Origin of the sequence: Bartonella tribocorum, assembly GCF_002778015.1 — a bacterium.
Classification (GTDB): domain Bacteria; phylum Pseudomonadota; class Alphaproteobacteria; order Rhizobiales; family Rhizobiaceae; genus Bartonella; species Bartonella tribocorum_B.
Genome location: NZ_NJPP01000019.1, coordinates 1 through 21,674, shown reverse-complemented (window position 1 = coordinate 21,674; position 21,674 = coordinate 1). Strand labels below are relative to the sequence as shown.

Genomic DNA, 21,674 nt, shown 5'->3' with positions numbered 1-21,674 from the left:
ATTTAAAGAAGGGATAGATCTATTCTTCTGAATGTTTTGTGGAGAATTGTTTTAGGTTCTGCAATTATTTGTATATAAAGATATGAATTTTAGGGTTATACTTCTGTGATTAAAAAACTGGAGTGTGAAGTGGAGACGTTTTATGGCATCAGCAGCAGAGCAATTTGCTTCCAATATAAACTTCGGTACCTTTTCGCGTGCAACTGAATTAAAGAAACGCATTTGGTTTACTCTTGCGGCACTTCTTGTCTATCGTTTTGGCACTTATATTTCTCTTCCAGGTATTAATATTGATGCTTTACGGCAAACATTTGAACATCATGCATCAGGTGTCTTAGGACTCTTTAATATGTTTGCTGGAGGTGCTGTTGGGCGTATGGCAATTTTTGCCTTGGGTATTATGCCTTATATATCGGCATCTATTATTGTACAATTGTTAACATCTATTATTCCTTCTTTGGAAACTCTTAAAAAAGAGGGGGAGGTAGGTCGTAAGGTTATTAATCAATATACGCGTTATGTAACAGTCGTATTGGCGATTCTCCAAGCTTTTGGTATTGCAGTTGCGCTTGAAAGCGGTATAGGGACAGGGCTTCAAATTGTTATAGAACCAGGTCTTATGTTTCGTATCTCTTCTGTTATTACACTTGTTGGTGGGACAATGTTTCTCATGTGGCTTGGTGAACAAATTACATCACGCGGTGTTGGTAATGGGGTTTCTCTCATCATTTTTACAGGGATTGTCGCCAACTTTCCTTCTACTTTTGCTCAGCTTTTGACTGCGCATAGTCAGGCTGATTTATCAACTTTTCTTTTAATAGCAATCGTTCTTATTGCTGTTTTGGTTATCGGACTTATTGTTTTTATAGAACGTGCACAACGGCGAATTCTTATTCAGTATCCAAAACGTCAAGTTGGTAATCAAATGTTTCAAGGCGATATGTCGCATCTTCCTTTAAAGTTGAATACTGCTGGTGTTATTCCGCCTATTTTTGCTTCATCTTTATTGTTATTACCTGCCACTATTAATAATTTTTCTGATAAGATGCCCCAATGGATACAAGCCATTTCTTATTCTCTTGGTCATGGGCAGCCACTTTATATGATTGTTTATGCATTTTTAATGGCGTTTTTTTGCTTTTTTTATACAGCTATTGTGTTTAATCCAAGTGATACTGCAGATCAGTTGAAGAAACATTCTGGTTTTGTTCCAGGAATTCGTCCAGGTGAGCGTACAGCGGAATATATTGATTATGTTTTGACGCGTATTACTGTTGTGGGGGCACTTTATATTATCTTGGTTTGTTTACTCCCTGAATTTATGATATCTGCATTCCAAGTTCCTTTTTATCTTGGGGGGACGTCTTTGTTGATTGTTGTGACTGTTACTCTTGATACGGTTGCTCAAATCCAAGGGCATCTTGTTGCGCACCAATATGAAGGGTTGATAAAAAAATCAAAACTTCGTGGAGGTCGAAGAAATCGATGAGAGTTGTTCTTTTAGGTCCTCCTGGAGCGGGAAAAGGGACACAAGCTAAAATGTTAGCTGAGGAATATAATATTCCTCATTTATCAACAGGGGATGTGTTGCGTGAGGTTCTTCGCAGAGAAACGGAAGTTGGTAAAAAAGCTAAAGCTATTATAAGTTCTGGTGCTTTGGTTCCTGATAGTGTTGTTAATCAAATTGTCTCAGATCGGATTGATGAGGCTGATTGTATAAACGGCTTTATTTTGGATGGATATCCAAGGACTGTAGGGCAGGCAGAAGCCTTAGAACAGATACTTCAATCAAAAAATATGCGGCTTGATGCTGTTATTGAGTTGTGTGTTGATGAAGATGCATTGATTGAACGTATGAAAAAGCGCGTTCAGGAGACAATAGCGGCGGGTGGACAGGKTCGTTTAGATGATAATCCTGTTGCTTTTGCAAAAAGATTAGTAGAATATCGTGAAAAAACATTCCCTTTATCAAAATTTTATTCAGAGAAAGGAATGTTAAAGGTCATTGATGGAATGATTGGTATTGCTGAAGTGACACGTATGATTAGAGGTTTTCTTTCATGAGATTTTTTTGAGAGGGAAATGAAAAGAGTTGACTTTTGAAATAAAATCTATCACAAATAATTTTAATTTGTTTTAGTTGAATAAGCGGATTCGGAAGGATTTTTTCTGAGTCTATCTTTTTCTTTAAGGTATGTCAGGTATTTTATAAAAATTTGTCAATATAACTAAGGAGAGTGGGCGTGGCTCGTATTGCTGGCGTCAATATCCCGACTAATAAGCGTGTAATTATTGCGCTTCGATATATCCACGGGATTGGACCAAAATTTGCTCAAGAAATTATTGAAAAGGTTGGCATTCCTACGGGGCGTCGTGTGCATGAGCTTTCAGATGCCGAGGTATTGCAGATTCGTGAGGCGATAGATCAGTGTTATCAAGTTGAAGGTGATCTTCGTCGTGAAGTTGCTATGAATGTTAAGCGTTTGATGGACCTTGGTTGTTATCGTGGATTGCGTCATCGTCGGTCTTTACCTGTTCGAGGGCAGCGTACACATACAAATGCTCGTACGCGTAAGGGGCCTGCTAAGGCAATCGCTGGCAAGAAAAAATAAGAACCTTTTTGAAAGGTTTTTTATATATTCTTTTTCTTGTTGAAGTTCGTTTAGCAAGAAAAAAAGGTGGAGCTGCTGATGTTACGGCAGTGATGAGATCATTGAAAGGAAAATTATGGCCAAGGAAGCCACACGTGTTCGTCGTCGCGAACGTAAGAATATTTCGTCGGGTGTTGTGCATATCAATTCAACATTTAATAATACAATGATTACCATTACTGATGCTCAGGGGAATACGATTGCGTGGTCGTCTGCTGGTGCTCAAGGATTTAAAGGGGCGCGTAAATCTACGCCTTTTGCCGCTCAAGTTGCTGCGGAAGATTGTGCGAGAAAAGCACAAGAGCATGGTATGCGTTCTTTGGAAGTTGAAGTTTGTGGTCCTGGGGCAGGGCGTGAATCGGCTTTACGTGCGTTGCAATCCGTTGGTTTTGTCATTACTTCTATTCGTGATGTAACACCAATTCCTCATAATGGATGTCGTCCGAGAAAAAGACGGCGTGTTTGATTGGGTGTTGTTTTTTTGTTGTCGGAGATTTCTCTGATGTTCACATTGGTCGTTACGATTGAATGGTAGCGGAACTAAAGAACGGGAATAAAAATATGATCCAGAAAAACTGGCAGGAACTTATTAAACCCAATAAGGTTGAATCATGTGCGCATGATAACCCAAATATTATCAGCGTAATTGCTGAGCCTCTTGAGCGGGGGTTTGGCTTGACATTAGGAAATGCCCTTCGTCGTGTGTTGTTATCTTCGCTTCGTGGTGCTGCCATTACTGCTGTACAGATTGATGGCGTTTTACATGAATTTTCATCAATTCCAGGTGTTCGTGAGGATGTTACAGATATTATTCTGAATATAAAGGAAATTGCACTTCGTATGGAAGAAGAAGGGCCTAAACGTCTCATCGTTTATAAAGAGGGGCCTGGTGTTGTGAGAGCGGGGGATATCAATATCGTCGGGGATATGGAGATTCTCAATCCAGATCATGTTATCTGTACCCTTGATGAAGATTCTGAAATTCGTATGGAATTGATTGTCAACACAGGGAAAGGATATGTTCCATCTGATCGTAATTATGTTGATGATGGTCGTATAGGACTTATTCCAATTGATAGTCTTTATTCACCAATTCGTAAAGTTTCTTATAAAGTGGAAAATACGCGTGAAGGTCAAGTTCTCGATTATGATAAATTGACGTTAACGATTGAAACGAATGGTGCTGTTAATGGAGAGGATGCTGTTGCTTTTGCAGCGCGTATTCTTCAGGATCAACTATCATTATTTATTAACTTTGAAGAGCCACAGAAGGAGCCTGTTGAAGAGGCTGATTCTGAGCTTTCCTTTAATCCTGCACTTCTCAAAAAAGTGGATGAATTAGAACTTTCCGTTCGTTCGGCAAATTGTCTTAAGAATGATAATATTGTCTATATTGGTGATCTTATTCAAAAAACAGAATCTGAAATGCTTCGGACACCAAATTTTGGTCGTAAGTCATTGAATGAGATTAAAGAAGTTTTGGCATGTATGGGGTTGCATCTTGGAATGGAAATTCCTGCATGGCCACCTGAAAACATTGATGATCTTGCGAAACGCTATGAAGATCAGTATTAAAATTAGAATTTAAGGAGAGGGCTTATGCGCCATAGTAAGTCAGGCCGCAAGTTGAATCGGACTGCCAGTCACCGTAAAGCGATGTTTACAAATATGGCGACTTCGTTGATCGAACATGAGCAGATTGTGACAACACTTCCAAAGGCTAAAGAAATTCGTCCTATTGTTGAAAAATTAGTTACTCTTGGTAAGCGTGGTGGTTTACATGCGCGTCGACAGGCAATTGCAGCGCTTCGTGATACAGGGAAAGTTACAAAGTTATTTGATACACTTGCGCCGCGTTATGCATCACGCAACGGTGGGTATTTGCGTATTATGAAAGCGGGGTTTCGTACCGGTGATAATGCGCCTATGGCTGTTATAGAATTTGTTGATCGTGATGTCGAAGCGAAAGGGGCTGTGGATCGTGCTCGTATGAAAGCTTCAGAGAATGAAAAGGGGACGTCCTCATAAGTTCTTTATTCTATTGTTTTTTAAGGCCGCCTTATCTTAGGCGGTTTTTTTATGATTTGTTTTACTTGAGAAGTAAGAAAGAGATGATGAGAGAAAATTATAGGATATTGAATTATTTTATTTTTATAATATTTATTGTCTAAATGGGTTGTTTTTATTCTCTATTATGAAATATTAATAGAGATCCTTCATTCATTTGTGGGGATGCTTTTTAAAAATTTTATGAATCTTCAACAGAATGGGCTGGTTTTATAAGGAGTAGATTATGAGGTGTTCTTTTTGGGTGCGGCTTTTTTTTGCGATTATGATGCTGATATCGTTTGATCATATCTATGCTCATGTTCCTCAAACACAAAAGGAAATCTCTCTTTCATTTGCTCCTTTAGTTAAAAAAACAGTTCCATCTGTTGTAAATATTTATGCAGCTCGACAAATTAGAGCGCGATCACCTTTTGAGGGTGATCCATTTTTTGAGCAATTTTTTGGTCGTTTACAAAATAATTTTCCTGTCCGTAAGCAATCGTCATTAGGGTCAGGCGTGATTGTTGATGCGCGTGGTTTGATTGTTACAAATTATCACGTCATTAAAGATGCAAGCGAAATTAAAGTGGCTTTTTCTGATGGGCGAGAGTTTGAGAGTAAGGTCGTGCTTAAAGATGAAGCAACGGACATTGCCATTCTTGAAGTTGATGCAAAAGGGACTCAGTTTCCTGTTCTTTCTTTGGGGGATTCTGATACTGTTGAGGTTGGTGATCTTGTTTTGGCTATTGGTAATCCTTTCGGGGTTGGTCAAACGGTTACAAGTGGTATTGTTTCAGCGCAAGCACGCACACGTGTAGGGATTTCCGATTTTGACTTTTTCATTCAAACAGATGCTGCTATTAATCCAGGAAACTCTGGTGGCGCTTTAATTGATATGAAAGGTCAATTAATCGGAATTAATACGGCTATTTATTCGCGTTCCGGTGGTTCTGTAGGGATTGGTTTTGCTATTCCAGTGAATCTTGTAAAAGTGATGCTTGCTACTGTTAAACGCGGTGGAAAATATTTTGTTCCGCCTTATATTGGGGCATCTTTTCAAAATGTTACACCTGATATTGCTAATGGGTTAGGTTTAGAACATCCTTATGGGGCTCTTATTATTGAAATTGTCAAAGACAGTCCTGCTGAAAAAGCCGGCTTGAAAGTAGGTGATGTTATTTTGAGTGTGCAAGGGGTGCGCGTTGATAGTCCAGATAGTCTTGGTTATCGTTTAATGACAGCTGATGTTGGGCGTAGTCTTGCTTTAGAATATTTACGAAGTGGAAAAACGTTAAAGACGCAGATAACGGTTGCATCAATATCGGAAACTGCATTTTTAAAATCTGAAAAAATTACGGGTGACAGTCCTCTTGCTGGTGCTGAAGTGTTAGATTTAACACCGCAAAATAGTCGTCGTTTTCATTTTCCTATATCGGCGAAAGGTGTTGTGATTACCAATCTTGAAGAAATGAGTAATGCTTCTGGAATTTTTCGGCCTGGAGATGTGTTACGTGTTGTGAATGGCCATAAAATACAAACAGTTCATCAGTTAAAAAAGATTCTTATGCAAACTCGTTCGCGTACGTGGCATTTAGAATATGAACGTGATGGTATGTATATTCGCCAATTTATTCGCTGAGGTTTTTTTTGGAGAAAGATTTTTTTACTTCCTCGTTTGATCTTCAGGTTAATAAAAATCAGCCACTTGCAGAAAGAATGCGTCCTTGTTCTCTTAATGAGGTTGTAGGACAAGAGCATTTAATTGGAGAGAATGGTTTGCTTTCGCGGATGGTGGAAGCCGGCTCAATTGGATCGATGATTTTTTGGGGACCTCCAGGGACGGGAAAAACAACAGTTGCACGTTTGTTAGCACTTGAAACAAATTTCGCGTTTGAACAAGTTTCTGCTATTTTTACCGGTGTTTCTGAACTTAAAAAGATTTTTCAAGCTGCACAGAGGCGTTTTATGTCTGGGGATAAAACGCTTCTCTTTGTTGATGAAATTCATCGGTTTAATCGTGCACAACAGGATAGTTTTCTTCCGGTGATGGAAGATGGTACGGTAGTCCTTATCGGTGCAACAACCGAAAATCCTTCTTTTGAACTGAATGCTGCTCTTCTTTCGCGTGCACGGGTTTTAACATTTTTTTCTCATGATCATGAAAGTTTAGGCATGCTTTTGAAACGTGCTGAAGAGGTGGAAGGAAAGCTTCTTCCCTTGGATGATGGTGCCAGAGACGTTTTGATAGGAATGTCTGATGGTGATGCACGGGTAGCATTAACATTGGCAGAGGAAGTTTGGTCTGTCGTGTGTGGGGAAGAGCTTTTTGATTCTGCGGCTTTGCAAAAAGTTATTCAGCGTCGTGCACCCATTTATGATAAAGGACGAGATGGGCACTATAATCTCATTTCAGCGTTGCATAAATCTGTTCGTGGCTCTGATCCTGATGCGGCACTTTATTATTTAGCACGTATGTTGGATGCTGGTGAAGATCCTCTCTATATTGGGCGAAGATTGGTTCGTATGGCTGTTGAAGATGTTGGTTTGGCGGATCCTCAAGCTCTTGTCATTTGTAATGCGGCAAAAGATGCTTATGATTATTTAGGGTCACCAGAAGGAGAATTGGCTTTGGCACAAGCATGTCTTTATGTTGCAACTGCACCAAAGTCAAATGCGACATATCTCGCGTATAAAGCAGCGCTGCGTTGTGCACGCAAAAATGGTTCTTTACCGCCTCCTAAACATATCCTTAATGCTCCTACAAAATTGATGAAAGAGGAAGGGTATGGGGATGGTTATTGTTATGACCATGATGAACCAGATGCTTTTTCAGGACAAGAGTATTTTCCAGAAAAACTTGGGCGACAGAGTTATTATAAACCTGTTGAGCGTGGATTTGAGCGTGAAATTGTAAAACGTCTTGAATGGTGGAAACAATTGCGCCAAAAGCGTAAAAACGACCATAAAATTTGAATTAAAACACGTTTTTTATTGATTTTGGATTTATTTTTACCTCTCATGTCATTGTATGAACAATTTAGTTTATATTTTAAATACTTGTTGCATTGTTCGTAGAGCAATCTTTTTGATATCTTCAAAATGTATATCTTGTTATGGGGTCAAATTAAAAAAAATCTGTCATTCAACTCTTAAAGTTGCTTTATTATTGAGTAAGATATTGATTTATATTGATTCTTTAACTGTTTTGTATTTTGAATAAAAATCCCAAATACTGTATGATTTTCTCATTCCAAATCTAATCAATCAAGACCATTTCTTGTACGTTATAAGCGGGATTAATGTGTCATAAAACTGTACAAGAAAAAATTAAAAATAACTCTTCATGGATCGTTTCAAGTGCCGAGAGTTGTTACAACATTGGGGGCTAGTAAATAAGTGTTATGGTGCTTGGCTTGTTTCTTTCTCAAGCGTAAAGATGGTGGTGCTTAATGGATAAAGTATACCATTTACGAGCGTTATCGCGAAAAGAGTGTGATGAGTGTTGAAAGATGTTTTTTTTTAACAAGTGCGTGAATATGCAATACAAAGGCATTCTGTTCTTCGATGCAATAGGGTGTGGTTTTGATTGATGATGTGTTTTGTGTGATTTAAGAGAAGAGTTTTTTCTTAGGGGCTTAACGAAAGGAGGAAGGAGAAAGGTTAAACATTGTGTTGAAATTTAAATTGTTGCTTTTCTCGAGAGAGATAAATGTGTTAACTTGCTCCCCTATAGAGGTATTTTTTTATTTGAAGTCTATGTTGTGTCATAAAATAAGGAGTGCCAATTTTTTATTTTTATGGTCATGATATGCTACAGAGATAACATGGGGATAGAGATGGAAATAGCCTTTGAAAACCTAAACTCAAGGCTTTTGAAAACCTAAACTCAAGGCTTTCGTTAAATTAAAAATACAGTATAAATTTTAAGTGTTAGATTATTATGAATCGGTCAAGGATATAATCGTGGATAAAACAAAAGCTCTCGATGCTGCTCTCTCACAAATTGAACGTTCTTTTGGTAAAGGCTCGATTATGCGTCTTGGGCAAAAAGAGCAAGTTGTTGAAATTGAAACAGTTCCAACAGGATCGTTATCCTTGGATATTGCTTTAGGAATTGGTGGATTACCCAAGGGGCGTATTGTGGAGATCTATGGACCAGAAAGCTCTGGGAAAACAACATTGGCTCTCCATGCTATTGCAGAGGCACAAAAAAGTGGTGGGATTTGTGCTTTTATTGATGCAGAGCATGCGCTTGATCCTATTTATGCGCGTAAGCTTGGGGTTGATTTAGAGAACTTGTTTATTTCTCAACCAGATACTGGTGAGCAGGCATTGGAAATTACAGAAACGTTGGTTCGTTCTGGTGCTGTTGATGTGCTTGTTGTGGATTCTGTTGCCGCTTTAACACCGCGAGCAGAAATTGATGGTGAAATGGGGGATGCTTTACCAGGATTACAAGCACGATTGATGAGTAAAGCTTTACGAAAGCTCACGGCTTCTATTTTTCGCTCTAACTGTATGGTGATCTTTATTAATCAAATTCGCATGAAAATCGGTGTGATGTTTGGTTCACCTGAAACAACAACAGGGGGAAATGCTTTAAAGTTTTATGCTTCTGTTCGGTTGGATATTCGTCGTATTGGGTCTATTAAAGATCGGGATATGATTGTTGGCAATCAAACCCGTGTTAAAGTGGTGAAAAATAAGTTGGCTCCTCCTTTCAAACAAGTTGAGTTTGATATTATTTATGGAGAAGGTATTTCCAAGCTAGGTGAGTTGATTGATTTAGGAGTCAAAGTGGGTATTGTTGAAAAATCTGGCTCGTGGTTTTCTTATAACTCTCAACGTTTAGGACAAGGACGTGAAAACGCAAAGCAGTTTTTGCGCGAACATACAGAAATAGCTGCAGAAATTGAAACGGCTTTGCGTCAAAATGCTGGTTTGATTGCGATTGAATTGTTAGAAAATGCAGGATCAGAAAATATAGAAAGTGACGAAGCTATTTAATGGAGCGTTTTTTCATCTATAATTTTTCCATTTAAGATTTTTTCTATTTTTATTTGTTTGAGTTTTTAACATACAGCCGTTTTTTCTCAATTTTTTGAATAAATAGTCCATTTTTTGATTAAATTGACGCCATGCGTGGCAAAGAGAATATTTGAGAGGGGGCTTTTATGGTTTTATGCGATATTCTGCAGGTGTATATATGAATAGTGTTAATAATATCCGATCAACATTTTTGGATTATTTTGATCGTAATGGGCATAAAGTTCTTTCTTCTAGTCCACTTGTTCCACGCAATGATCCTACACTTATGTTTACAAATGCAGGGATGGTGCAGTTTAAAAATGTTTTTACTGGACTTGAACAACCTCCTTATAAAAAGGCTACAACGGCACAAAAATGTGTTCGTGCGGGTGGAAAACATAATGATCTTGATAATGTTGGTTATACGGCGCGCCATCATACATTTTTTGAAATGCTGGGTAATTTTTCTTTTGGCGATTATTTCAAAGAAGAGGCTATTTTTTTATCATGGGATCTTTTAACAAAAGAATTTTCCCTACCAAAAGATAAATTGTTGGTAACCGTTTATCAGAGTGATGATGTTGCTGCTGAATTATGGCGTAAAATCTCAGGTCTTCCAGATGAAAAAATCGTTCGTATTGCGACAGCTGATAATTTTTGGGCGATGGGCGACACAGGGCCTTGTGGTCCTTGTTCCGAGATTTTTTATGATCATGGTGATAAAATTTGGGGTGGCCCTCCTGGAAGTATAGAAGAAGACGGTGATCGCTTTATTGAGATTTGGAATCTTGTTTTTATGCAGTATGAGCAGCTTTCTAAGGAAGAGCGTGTTGATTTACCTCACCCTTCTATCGATACCGGTATGGGATTAGAGCGTATTGCTGCTGTTTTACAGGGGGTTCATGATAATTATGACATTGATCTTTTTCGTACATTAATTGGAGCATCAGAAGAAATTGCAGGGATTAAGGCAACAGGTGATTTTGTTGCGAGCCATCGTGTTATTGCTGATCATCTTCGCTCATCTGCATTTTTGATTGCGGATGGGGTTCTTCCTTCCAATGAAGGAAGAGGATATGTTTTACGTCGCATTATGCGTCGTGCTATGCGTCATGCGCATCTTCTTGGTGCTAAAGAGCCTTTAATGTGGCAGCTTTTGCCTGCTCTCATTCGCGAAATGGGAAATGCTTATCCCGAATTGGTGCGGGCTGAATCTTTGATTTCAGAAACTTTAAAATTAGAAGAAGGGCGGTTTCGTAAAACGCTCGAACGAGGACTGGGGTTGTTAAATGAAGAAAGTGCTCTGCTTAAGGAAGGGGATCATTTAAATGGTGAAGTTGCTTTCAAGCTTTATGATACCTATGGTTTTCCAATTGATTTGACACAAGATGTGCTTCGGCGTCGTGGAATATCTGTTGATGTTGATGCTTTTGATAAAGCGATGGAACGCCAGAAAGAGGAAGCGCGTGCTCATTGGTCTGGTTCAGGTGAAGCAGTGACGGAGACGATTTGGTTTTCTGTCCGTGATAAAGCCGGGGCTACAGAATTTTTAGGTTATGAAACAGAAAAAGCTGAAGGTATCCTCACAACGCTTGTGTGTGATGGTGAAATTGTTGATGAGGTTTCTGTGGGGCAGAAAGCTATTTTTGTGGTAAATCAAACTCCTTTTTATGGTGAATCTGGTGGGCAAATTGGTGATAGTGGCATCATTTCTGGTGAAAATTTTATTTTTGAAGTGCATGATACTCAGAAAAAGGCTGATGGGGTTTTTATTCATCTTGGAAAAGTTAAATCAGGTCAGGCAGTGAGGTCTGATTATGTGCAATTAACCGTTGATGTTGTTCGTCGCAAAAGAATTCGTGCGAACCATTCTGCTACCCATTTATTACATGAGGCTTTACGTCAAGTATTGGGATCTCATGTTACTCAAAAGGGCTCCTTTGTGTCGCCGGAACGGTTGCGTTTTGATTTTTCTCATCCAAAATCTATTTCTTTGGAAGAGTTGAAAAAAATAGAAGATTTAGCCAATGAGATTGTTTTGCAAAACAGTAAGGTGACAACGCGCCTTATGGCTATTGATGATGCAATTTCTGAAGGAGCAATGGCACTCTTTGGGGAAAAATATGGTGATGAAGTTCGCGTTGTTTCTATGGGGATGCCACTTGAGCAGGAAGAATTAAAAAAGCATTGGTCAATTGAGCTTTGTGGAGGGACACATGTGGAAAGAACAGGTGATATTGGTTTGATTCATATTGTTTCTGAAAGTTCTGTTTCTGCTGGAGTGCGTCGTATTGAAGCTTTAACAGGTGCAGCAGCGCGTCTTTATCTTTGTTGCCAAGATGTGCGTATTCATGAAATTGCTGATCTTTTAAAGACGGCTTCTTCTGATGTAGAAGAACGGCTGAGAGTTTTGCTTGATGATCGTCGTAAACTTGAAAAAGAGTTAAATGATGTACGCAAAAAAATGGTGTTGAGTGGGGGAATAACGGAAAGTGGTCAAGGTGATATGACTATGATCAATGGGCTTTCTTTTATGGGGCGCATTGTTAAAAATATTTTACCAAGGGATCTTAAAGCACTCGTTGATTCTGGGAAAAAACAGATTGGGTCTGGGATCGTTGCTTTTATCACTGTTTCAGAAGATGGCAAGGGGAGTGCTGTTGTTGGTGTTACGGATGATTTAACGGATAAATTCAATGCTGTTGATCTTGTTCGTATTCTTTCAAGTGTGCTTGGTGGTCAAGGTGGAGGTGGCCGTCCTGATATGGCGCAGGCTGGTGGTCCTGACGGGAACAAAGCTGATGAGGCCTTTGCAGCACTAAAAGATTTTCTTGAAAAAACTTAAAAAATAAAATCCTTTCTCATAAGTGTTTTTTACATTTTTATGTTGGATGAGCGTTTAAGAATTACGAATATCTGTTTGGTGGTGTATTGGCTGAAATGCAAATACTCTCATTAAGAGAGATAAAATCGTAAAGATAAAGAAATAGTGTTCGTTAGAAAGATTGCGCGATGCTTCATTGCTTTTGTTTATGAGGCAGGTGGATCATATTTTTTATGAAAAATTGAATATATTCAATTGATTTTAAAAGAAAAATCTCTATCCTTTTTTACAATAGGAATTGTGAAATAAGATAACGCAAGGTTTAGATAACAGTTTTTTTAAGCTTATGAAATTATAGATTATCGTTTTTTCGTTTTCAAATTGCTTAGATTATCGCTCATTCTTTCATCAGAGATTCACTTTTTAGAGGCGTTTTATTGGTTTCTTTTGCGGATTATGGGGAAGAAAATAGATTTTTATTGTAAGTTAAAACGTATATTAATGATATAAATCAAATAAATACAGAATAAAACTAAAGTTTTATATTAACTCAAGTTCTTCTCTGTGCGTTTGCCGCAGTAAAAATAGATTATAGCATTCTTAGAAATTTTCTCATTTACACGAACAAAGCATTTTTGCAATATTTTGCATTGAGATGTTTTTTGCATGAGATTTTGTGAAAAATATCATTTTTATGATGCTATGGCTTCATGTAACGAGATGACGTTTTCATTTTCTCCTTCTCTTTCTGGTGGCGTGATTGTTAAACCACTTGCTTTTAAGAATTTAGAAAAACGGCCGCCTTTATCGATCAATTCTTGAAATTTTCCTTTTTCAATTAGGGAACCATTTTCCAGAAAGAGGATCACATCAGCATTACGGACTGTTGAGAGGCGATGTGCTATAATGAAAGTGGTGCGGTTATGGCTTATGCAATCAAGAGCCTCTTTGACACGTGCTTCTGTTTCAACATCAAGAGCACTTGTTGCTTCATCTAGAATGAGAATGGGGGCATTTTTTAAAACAGCGCGTGCAATTGCTAAGCGTTGTTTTTCACCACCTGATAATTGAGATCCTCGTTCGCCCACCATTGTGTTATAATTATCGGCTTTTTTTAAAATAAAATCGTGAGCCTCTGCTATTTTTGCTGCTTTATAAAGTTCTTCGTTTGTTGCATTTTCTTTTCCTATTGAAATATTGTCATGAATAGTTCGGTTGAAAAGACCCGTATCTTGAAAAACTGTTGCTAGAGATTGGCGTAAAGATTCGCGATTGATCGAGCTTATATTTATTCCATCAATGGAAATATGCCCAAAGGTAGGGTCGTATACGCGCTGCAACAGATTGATTAATGTTGTCTTTCCAGCCCCTGTTGGTCCTACAATTGCAACAGTTTGTCCTGCTTTCACTTCAAAGGAAATGTCAAAAATACCTTGAGAAGAATTTGGGAATTTATAGGTGATGTGATGGAATTGTACGGCACCCTTAACATTTTGGAGGGAAGGGAGATTTTGAGGTTCGTTGATGGGAAAGGTTGAATCTTCCATTTCAAAAAATTCTTGCAGTTTTGCTTGTGAGGATATTGCACAATGAATAAAATTGCTCATTTGATCTAGGCGGCTAATCATGAGTTGTGCAAACCCAACAAAAGCAACGACTTCACCTACCCGTAATTGATTTTTTGCAACAAAAAAAGCCCCAAGGAGAAGAACACAAACGATTGAAACTGTTGAAGCCATTCGATTTAAGCCACTGGCAAGCGCCCACCAATTGAGAACAGGATTTTGTGCTTTAAGCAGGGCATTTGTATGTTGGTGCAGTATAGACGTTTCTTCTCTTATTCGGTTATAACTTTGTACAATAGAAACATTAGAGATTGAATCACTGACATGTTTAAAGAGATTATGATGATAGCATTCTACAGCCGCTTGTCCGTCTTTTGTTTTTCGCATCACTAAACGTGCAATTAAGATATAGATGACGGCAAGTACAACCAAAACTATTGAAAAACGCCAATTCATATGAAAGGCTATGGGGATGAGAACCAATAAAGCGACAAGCGTTGAGAGATGTTGGCGCATAAAATCAAGCCATATGGTTGACATGGAATCTATCGCGCGCAAAAGTGTATGGAGTACGTTAGAAGTCCCGCGTTGTTGATGCCAAATTAAAGGCATGGCAATGATACGTTCAAAAGATTCTGTTAAAACTGTTAGACGGCGTCTATGCGCTAAACGGTCTGCACCACGAGCAACAAGAACATAAGCGATAATATGAGAAAGCCCGAAACAAATCCAAATGGCAAGGGTGGGGATGATCCCTGTTTTTTCTGTAATAGAATCAATAACGTGTCCAAATAAAATAGGTTCTGCAATGGTGATAATAGCCAACATAACATTAGCACTACAGATTAAAAGGGATGCATTTTTTTCTCTGTTTAGGTAAGTAAGAACACGTGCATAGGTTTTGAATAAGGACACTTAATTATCTCCATTCGCTGTTACGTGTAAAGGTTATTGATTTTTATACACTTGAATTTCTAGCTAATAAAATTTGAACGTTAAGAAAAGGCAATTTTAGATACTCATTGTAATATGGTGTGATAAAGCCAACGAGAATATGAATTTTTGTGTTTATAAAGGTGCAAAAATAGATCAATAGGATTATCAGGTAAGGGAACTTTCATGGCAGGCGTGGAAATAAAAAAGGTTGAAACAGACGAGAATGGAATGCGTTTAGACCGTTGGTTTAAAGTGCATTATCCAGGACTTGGATTTGGTGCTTTGCAAAAATTGTTGCGTTCTGGCCAGATACGGGTTGATGGTGGACGTGTTAAAGCCGATACGCGCCTTTGTATAGGGCAGTCTGTTCGTATTCCACCTCTCCCTTTTGATAATACGACAAGTCTTCCAATAACGGATAAAACACTTCGTGGGCATGATGATGAAACCGTTTTGAAAAAAATGCTGCTTTATGAAGATCCAAAGATCTTTGTTTTTAACAAACCAGCAGGTCTCGCTGTGCAAGGAGGTTCTGGTTTAACACGCCATATGGATAGTATGCTTGAGGTGTGGCGCAATAAAAAAGGTGAAAAGCCGCGTTTGGTTCATCGTCTTGATCGTGAGACGTCGGGTGTGCTTGTTGTTGCGCGATCAAGAGGAGCTGCTCAAGCCTTAACAGCTGCTTTTAGAGCGCGGGAAACAAAAAAGATTTATTGGGCGTTGGTTCGGGGGGTTCCTAAAAAAAAGCAGGACAAAATTTCAACGTGGATGGTTAAGGAAATGACTGCACAAGGTGATAAAATGCGTGTTTGTGAACATGGAGAGCCAGATTCACATCATGCGGTTTCCTATTATCGCATTTTAGATACGCGAGGGCGAGCTCTTTCTTGGCTTGAAATGGAACCTTATACGGGGAGAACACATCAGCTCCGTGTGCACGCTGCCCATATGGATCATCCTATCATTGGCGATACAAAGTATTTTTTTTCTGATAGCAATTGGACATTACCAGGAGGAATTCAAAACCGCCTTCACCTTCATGCACGTCGTATTCGTATTCCTCACCCTTCAGGAGGAATATTGGATATCGTTGCACCTTTACCTCCTCATATGGTTCAAAGTTTTAATCTTTTGTCTTTTAATGAGAGTGATACTGACACAGAGTAAAAAACTTTATTTATTTTTTTGATTGGTGCAAATTTTATCTATAAATTTGATAAGAGGGATGAGATACCCTTTGAAGAGAGCGTTTGATCGTTAATCGCTATGAGAGGTTTGTGTTTTTGAGTGATGCGTTTTCTTTTTACAGTTTTTTATTCATATTGATTGCATTGTTATTTTTGGATATGGTGCATCTCTAATACTCTAAGCTTATGATGATATTCCTTTGAATTATCTGTTGGGTTCTATATTGGGAAGGTGTGTCTGTTGAGGAAGATGAATGAGATGAGATTTGAAGAGCATTTACTGAAAGTGTAAAGGCAAATTTTAGTTTTTCATGGGAGATAAGTGAGGCCTTTTATAGGAAGGTTCAGGGAGCGTATCTTCTCAACAAATTCTTTTTTCCAAGGAAGTTTGTTCTGTTATCAGTATGGTTTGATCTACTTGTTATGGATTTATTGTTTTTACCTTTGTTTAAACAATGGGAATTTATTCGCAAAGCGCTCCTTTCAATTTCACATTATGTTTCTGCTTACTTAGTTTGTCTGAATTTATTCTAAAGATTATTTTTCACAAAAGAAGAAACAAGTTTTGAGCATCTTAATGCTTCATTGAAGTAAACTATCACATTGAAGAAATATGCTGTACTAAAAATTGGGAATTAAAGCTTCAGGTGTGTTTTATTGCTCTAAGGAGAGCTTGAATATCTTTGTTTTTTACCCGTGAACAAAAACAGACTATTCAGAGGTTGTTGGAACGTTTAAAGAGGGGATAAGTTGAAATGAGGAGCGACTGATGGGATCATTATTGATTGATCTTAACAATGTATCAAAAATATATCGCAACATAGACAGAGGAACTTCTTTCAAAGACAGAGTGCGTTCTTTTTTAAAGCCAGTATATACGAAGCATCATGTGCTGAAAGATATCAGTTTTACCCTATTTTCAGGACAATCTCTTGCTATCCTTGGAGCGAATGGGGCAGGTAAATCAACACTGATTAAAATACTTTCTGGTATACAATTCGTTGATAAGGGGAATGTTAAAGTACTAGGATTTAATCCCTATAAAACCAAGAAAAATCTGTTTAAACAGTTGGGAGTGGTCTTTGGTCATAAGAGTTGTTTATGGTGGGATTTACCATTACGCTACAGTTTGGATATGGTTCAACCATTATATGATCTTGAACGGGATTCTTTTATCCGTGACCTTAAAGAGATGACGGAATTACTAGGTCTTGAGCCTATCATGGATAAGCCAGTGCGGATGCTGAGTTTGGGTGAGAGAGTCAAAAGTGAATTGGCTTTTAATTTATCTTTTAGACCTAAATTATTGTTCCTCGATGAGCCAACTATTGGTCTTGATATAGCTTCTAAGCATGAAATCAGAGAGCTACTGACAAAACTCAAAAAAGAGCGAGGTATGGGATACATCATCACAAGTCATGATATGGGGGATATTGATGGTTACGTTGATGATATTCTTCTCTTGCACAAAGGACATAAACAATTTTATGGTGATCTTAATGCCTTTAAAAATACGCTTCCTTCTTTGGTGCGCGTGACACTTTTTTGTGAACACTTGCAAGCGCTTTCTACTGTTGTAAAGAGAATGGATGAACTTTCGTTAAAATTATCTACTTCTTTAAAAGATAAAAAACTTAATAATGAAGAATGTTCACTGGAGGTTTCATTGTTTCGTGGAGATTATCCACGTTTTATACGGGAAATAACAACTGAATTCAACTGTACGTTCTCTGTGTCCACTTCCTCACTTGAAGAGATGCTCCGTGCTAAATTTAAAGAATTTATTTAATTATTGCTTTGGCATGTTTTTTTATGCCAGGAATGGATTACTCACTGTTCTAAGTGATAGAGCCATGTTTTTTACTGATATTGTCATGGGGACACTCTTTCCATTTGTTATTCAACTTCTATTGTGGAATGCACTTTTCTCTGATACGGGCAATACCATCAATGGCTTTAGCTTTCATGATATGATGTATTATTATGCTTTTGCTTTAGTCTTGGGACGCTTAAATAATGGTTATAATGTGATTAAGTTTTTTTCTCATTATGTTAAGGAAGGTCAATTAGAAGTCTATCTCACAAAACCATTCAAATATATGATACAAATGCTTTTTACTTTTTTGGGCGAGAGTGTATTATATAGTATCCCATTATTGGCTCTTTTTGTTGTAAAGCTTGTTTTATCCTATGAAAATATTCTGAGCTTGGTCATCGCTTTTCTGTTCTTTTTTCTCATTATTATTATATCGCAATTGCTTTGTTTCCTACTCTCTTTTGGGATTTCCTTATTAAGTTTTTGGGTGATTGATTACAAAATATATTACTTTCATTTAGTATTCTCAGTTCGGCACTTCTTGGGGGTGTTCTTTTACCACTGTCTTTTTGGCCGGTGTGGCTTATTCCGCTTATGCAATTTAATCCTTATCGTTTTATGATATCAGCTCCTGCCGAATTTTTCTCGACGCAAAATTTAGTGTTGTTTCAGCAGTTTATTTTTGGAAGCCTTGCTTATATTTTATGTCTTTTATTCTTGATACATATTGCTTGGAATAAAGGAATGAAGGTCTATCATGGAGCAGGTGGTTGAGATGAAAGTAATTCTTCATTTTATCAGCTTGAATATCAGCCGACAAATTGTTTATGGTAAGAATTTGACAGGGGAGTTTATTCTTTCTTTATGTTATTATTTTATTCAATTTATATTTGTTGATAGCATATCCTCATTTTCAGGAAAGATCTGTAACTATAGCAGAGATGAAATTCATTTTATCTTTGTTTTACTTGGGATATTTTTGAATATTTTTACTCATTCTATTGAAACATTTTTTGAAAAAGTAGCGGATGGTAAAATTGAGCCATACTTGATAAAACCCGTTTCAATCTGGTTATTGATGCTGTTGGGTTGGTGTAAACCTTTTAATTTGATCAAACTATTTGTTCTTTATGTGAGTGCCTATTTATTTGTCTCATTACCAGATATGTCTGATTTTAAGTTCAGATGGCTCTCTTTTATTGTTGCAATATTTTGTATTTTTATCGTTAATATTTGTTTTTTCATAATGTTCAATTTTATAACATTTGTTACCAGTCGTAAAATGCCAGTCGAATATTTTCATGAAATGATTTACGATCTTTCCGTTTGTACCAATTGGAATTTATCCTTCAAACATCATAAAATGGCTTTTGTTTCTGCTTCCCATGGCTTTTTCTGCTTCCTTGCCTGTGTCATTGTTGCTTGGTAAAGGCGAGTGGAATATTGGATATCTTCTGTTGAGCGCTTTTCTTGCCATTGCCATGACTTTCATCAGCTATAAGAAAACAATTCGTAAATTTAATGGATTAGGAGGATGAGATGAAAGTTATCATGATTATTAAAATAAAAAATTAAGCAAATTATTCTATTATACTGTAAAATATCGTTATTTATGCTGGCGGTATGAGACATGTAAAATTTGTACATGAGGATCTTTTTATTGTTAGATAAGATTGAGCAATGATATAAGCTGCATTCCCACGATTATTGGCAAGGCGTGTAGGACAAAAATCAGAGGTTTAGACGGCTCGTTTTTTAGGTCAATATTGGTTTGAATTTAGGTGACAGCTTGATGACAAAAGCCAATGATAAGATGGTATACAATTTAGTATCATTCATCATAAGAGCCAGATGTATTCTTTTTCGATTATATTGTTAGAAAATTACTAAATACGAGAGATTTTTACCTGTGTGAAATGTTTGAGATAAAGATGAAGACGTATCAATGCAGCCTGAGGATCTCCAGCTTTTGTATGACAAATAGGAGCAAGCGTATTACGTATCTTTGTTTGTGTAATCTCAGAAATGGGTAGACAACATAATTTTAGTAAAATATGAAGTTTTAAGACTAGAAACCAGTTCCCATCATTTTTTAATTCAGCTTTACGACTTTCAAAAGCATCCAAAGCAATATCTTTTAAATAATGGAGATTGCTTCACGCTTTTGTTTATTGCGTTCTTTGAATGGGGGCGCGGCCCTCATGCAAAACAGAATGCCATAGAGTTGCAGTGCCACGGTTTTTTTTTAAGAAACATTTTGCAACGCACCCAAGCCCATTTCACGACGGCGTTTGTGAAGGGTATAAAGATCAATCCATTGAGCACCTCCATCTTTGCGTTTATGGAAAAGCAAGCCGGCATTGTCACACAAGTCCGTGGATGCTGTACAAACCCTTGGCACTTGAGAGCGTTTATAAGAGGCATTTTTAGTCTTTGTCTTATACAGTTTGATCCACACACTCATCTAGCTTGTAACGTGCAAGCGAATGGTTTTGATTGATTCAAGATAGGCAAATTTGAAATGAGAGAATCTTACGTTATTCGGGGTTCTCATTCAATATGAATAACGCTATATTATCTATATAAATCAATATATTATATTTATTATAGGTACAATAGTGCACATTTTATTGGTGCATTGAATATATTATGATGTAGGTGAATTCTTATCTGTAATAATAATCCAATTAACTCAATGAAGCTTCTAAGTAGCCCGATAGAGAGCTAAGAGCTGTGCTAGACACTATGATAGCAATCATAAAGACAAGGAATATAGAGAGATTTTTAACACATTGAATAGGCAAAATGTGTTTAGTCACTTATTGAGAAATAAAAGGATTTAGCAAGTCAAGGAGCTGTAAAACGATAGCAATAAGTTCAATAACGCCGTAAATATATTTCTTTGTTGTGCTTGTAAATAAAAAGAATAGTCCTAATTTTTTATGCATTATTCATTTGATTTTATGATTTTGTTTAAGTTTAAAAGAGATTAATGTGCTATATTTTAGCAGTACTATTATTAAATTGAAATATATACTTCGTATAAATACAATACAGACATAATGTATTTATTATTTATACAGTATTTTAATTTAAAATTATATTTGACGTGATCTAAAACTCGTGATAATCATTTTAAATTGTATCAATATAATACATTATTTTTAATAAGAGGAAAAGGTGAGTTCAATCTCATCACATGATTACAGTAATTTATGTCTTCCTTCGGGTTATTGGGATGAAATGAAAACGGTAGGACAAACAGGAGCAACAATAGTGGCGTCTGTTGGGGCGGTTGGGGGCGCTATACTTGGAACATTGGTAGGAACGGCTGCGACAGCTGCAACAGGGGGGGTAGCTGCACCGACAATCTTGGGAACTGCTGAAAGCGGGTATAGCACTAGGTACATTGGGTGGTACAATAAATGGCGCTCTAATAGGGCTGGCTTTGGAGCTGTGCATCATCTTTATAATTGTGTACGATAATTTATAGAATATCTGAAATATATCTCTGAAATCATAATAATTTTGTAGATATGTTAATAAAAAAAATATCTACAAATATTTTTGTACTTTTGATTATATATTTATATAAATTAACTTTTCCTACTTTGTTGC

At 37.3% G+C, this 21,674-nt stretch carries 15 protein-coding genes and 2 pseudogenes; 15 read left to right on the top strand and 2 right to left on the bottom strand.

Annotated features, from left to right (window positions below; all coding sequences use genetic code 11):
• Positions 1–142: 142 nt before the first annotated feature.
• From secY to alaS, 10 genes are all read left to right on the top strand, one after another.
• Positions 143–1,489, top strand: coding sequence for a preprotein translocase subunit SecY (gene secY, locus CEV08_RS05980; RefSeq protein WP_100130781.1), 1,347 nt, complete (start codon positions 143–145; stop codon positions 1,487–1,489).
• Positions 1,486–2,064 (top strand): adenylate kinase, encoded by a 579-nt coding sequence (locus CEV08_RS05975; RefSeq protein WP_100130780.1) that lies wholly within the window; start codon positions 1,486–1,488, stop codon positions 2,062–2,064. Before secY ends, CEV08_RS05975 begins: the two co-directional genes overlap by 4 nt.
• A 179-nt stretch (positions 2,065–2,243) precedes the next feature.
• Entirely contained in the window at positions 2,244–2,612 is a 369-nt protein-coding gene (rpsM, locus tag CEV08_RS05970) for a 30S ribosomal protein S13 (RefSeq protein ID WP_100130779.1), read from the top strand.
• A gap of 115 nt (positions 2,613–2,727) precedes the next feature.
• Entirely contained in the window at positions 2,728–3,117 is a 390-nt protein-coding gene (gene rpsK / locus CEV08_RS05965; protein ID WP_100130778.1) for a 30S ribosomal protein S11, read from the top strand.
• 95 nt (positions 3,118–3,212) lie between these two features.
• Complete coding sequence (locus CEV08_RS05960) at positions 3,213–4,226, top strand: DNA-directed RNA polymerase subunit alpha (protein ID WP_100130777.1); 1,014 nt, start codon at positions 3,213–3,215, stop codon at positions 4,224–4,226.
• Between the two features lie 24 nt (positions 4,227–4,250).
• Positions 4,251–4,679 (top strand): 50S ribosomal protein L17, encoded by a 429-nt coding sequence (gene rplQ / locus CEV08_RS05955; protein ID WP_100130776.1) that lies wholly within the window; start codon positions 4,251–4,253, stop codon positions 4,677–4,679.
• A 265-nt stretch (positions 4,680–4,944) separates the two neighbouring features.
• The gene (locus CEV08_RS05950) at positions 4,945–6,339 is read left to right on the top strand and encodes a DegQ family serine endoprotease (protein WP_100130775.1); all 1,395 of its coding nucleotides are present in this window, start codon (positions 4,945–4,947) and stop codon (positions 6,337–6,339) included.
• Positions 6,340–6,347: 8 nt separating this feature from the next.
• Positions 6,348–7,673, top strand: a complete 1,326-nt coding sequence (locus CEV08_RS05945) for a replication-associated recombination protein A (RefSeq protein ID WP_100130774.1) — start codon at positions 6,348–6,350, stop codon at positions 7,671–7,673.
• A gap of 990 nt (positions 7,674–8,663) precedes the next feature.
• On the top strand, positions 8,664–9,707 hold the full coding sequence (gene recA / locus CEV08_RS05940; protein ID WP_100130773.1) for a recombinase RecA: 1,044 nt from the start codon (positions 8,664–8,666) through the stop codon (positions 9,705–9,707).
• A gap of 199 nt (positions 9,708–9,906) precedes the next feature.
• Complete coding sequence (gene alaS, locus CEV08_RS05935) at positions 9,907–12,573, top strand: alanine--tRNA ligase (protein WP_100130800.1); 2,667 nt, start codon at positions 9,907–9,909, stop codon at positions 12,571–12,573.
• 671 nt (positions 12,574–13,244) lie between these two features.
• On the opposite strand, the gene CEV08_RS05930 is transcribed toward alaS, so the two are convergent.
• Positions 13,245–15,032: a glucan ABC transporter ATP-binding protein/ permease gene (locus tag CEV08_RS05930; protein ID WP_100130772.1), complete on the bottom strand. Its 1,788-nt coding sequence runs from the start codon at positions 15,030–15,032 to the stop codon at positions 13,245–13,247.
• A 204-nt stretch (positions 15,033–15,236) separates the two neighbouring features.
• Here CEV08_RS05930 and CEV08_RS05925 point away from each other — a divergent pair, with 204 nt between their 5' ends.
• The 4 genes and pseudogenes from CEV08_RS05925 (at position 15,237) to CEV08_RS05910 (ending at position 19,594) form a co-directional block, all read left to right on the top strand.
• Positions 15,237–16,220 carry an RluA family pseudouridine synthase gene (locus CEV08_RS05925; protein ID WP_100130771.1) on the top strand — a complete coding sequence of 328 codons (984 nt, stop codon included), beginning with the start codon at positions 15,237–15,239 and terminating at the stop codon, positions 16,218–16,220.
• A gap of 789 nt (positions 16,221–17,009) precedes the next feature.
• A complete protein-coding gene (locus CEV08_RS05920) occupies positions 17,010–18,029 on the top strand; it encodes an ATP-binding cassette domain-containing protein (protein ID WP_100130770.1) in 1,020 nt (339 codons plus the stop codon).
• Entirely contained in the window at positions 18,004–18,678 is a 675-nt protein-coding gene (locus CEV08_RS05915) for an ABC-2 family transporter protein (RefSeq protein ID WP_245407057.1), read from the top strand. Before CEV08_RS05920 ends, CEV08_RS05915 begins: the two co-directional genes overlap by 26 nt.
• A gap of 135 nt (positions 18,679–18,813) precedes the next feature.
• Positions 18,814–19,594, top strand: a pseudogene (locus tag CEV08_RS05910) (ABC-2 family transporter protein).
• A 378-nt stretch (positions 19,595–19,972) separates the two neighbouring features.
• Here the strand turns inward: CEV08_RS05910 and CEV08_RS09555 are convergent.
• Positions 19,973–20,421: pseudogene (locus CEV08_RS09555) on the bottom strand (integrase); the annotation flags it as partial.
• An 815-nt stretch (positions 20,422–21,236) separates the two neighbouring features.
• Between CEV08_RS09555 and CEV08_RS05895 the strand changes: the two are divergent.
• A complete protein-coding gene (locus CEV08_RS05895; protein WP_100130768.1) occupies positions 21,237–21,542 on the top strand; it encodes a hypothetical protein in 306 nt (101 codons plus the stop codon).
• Positions 21,543–21,674: the final 132 nt, after the last annotated feature.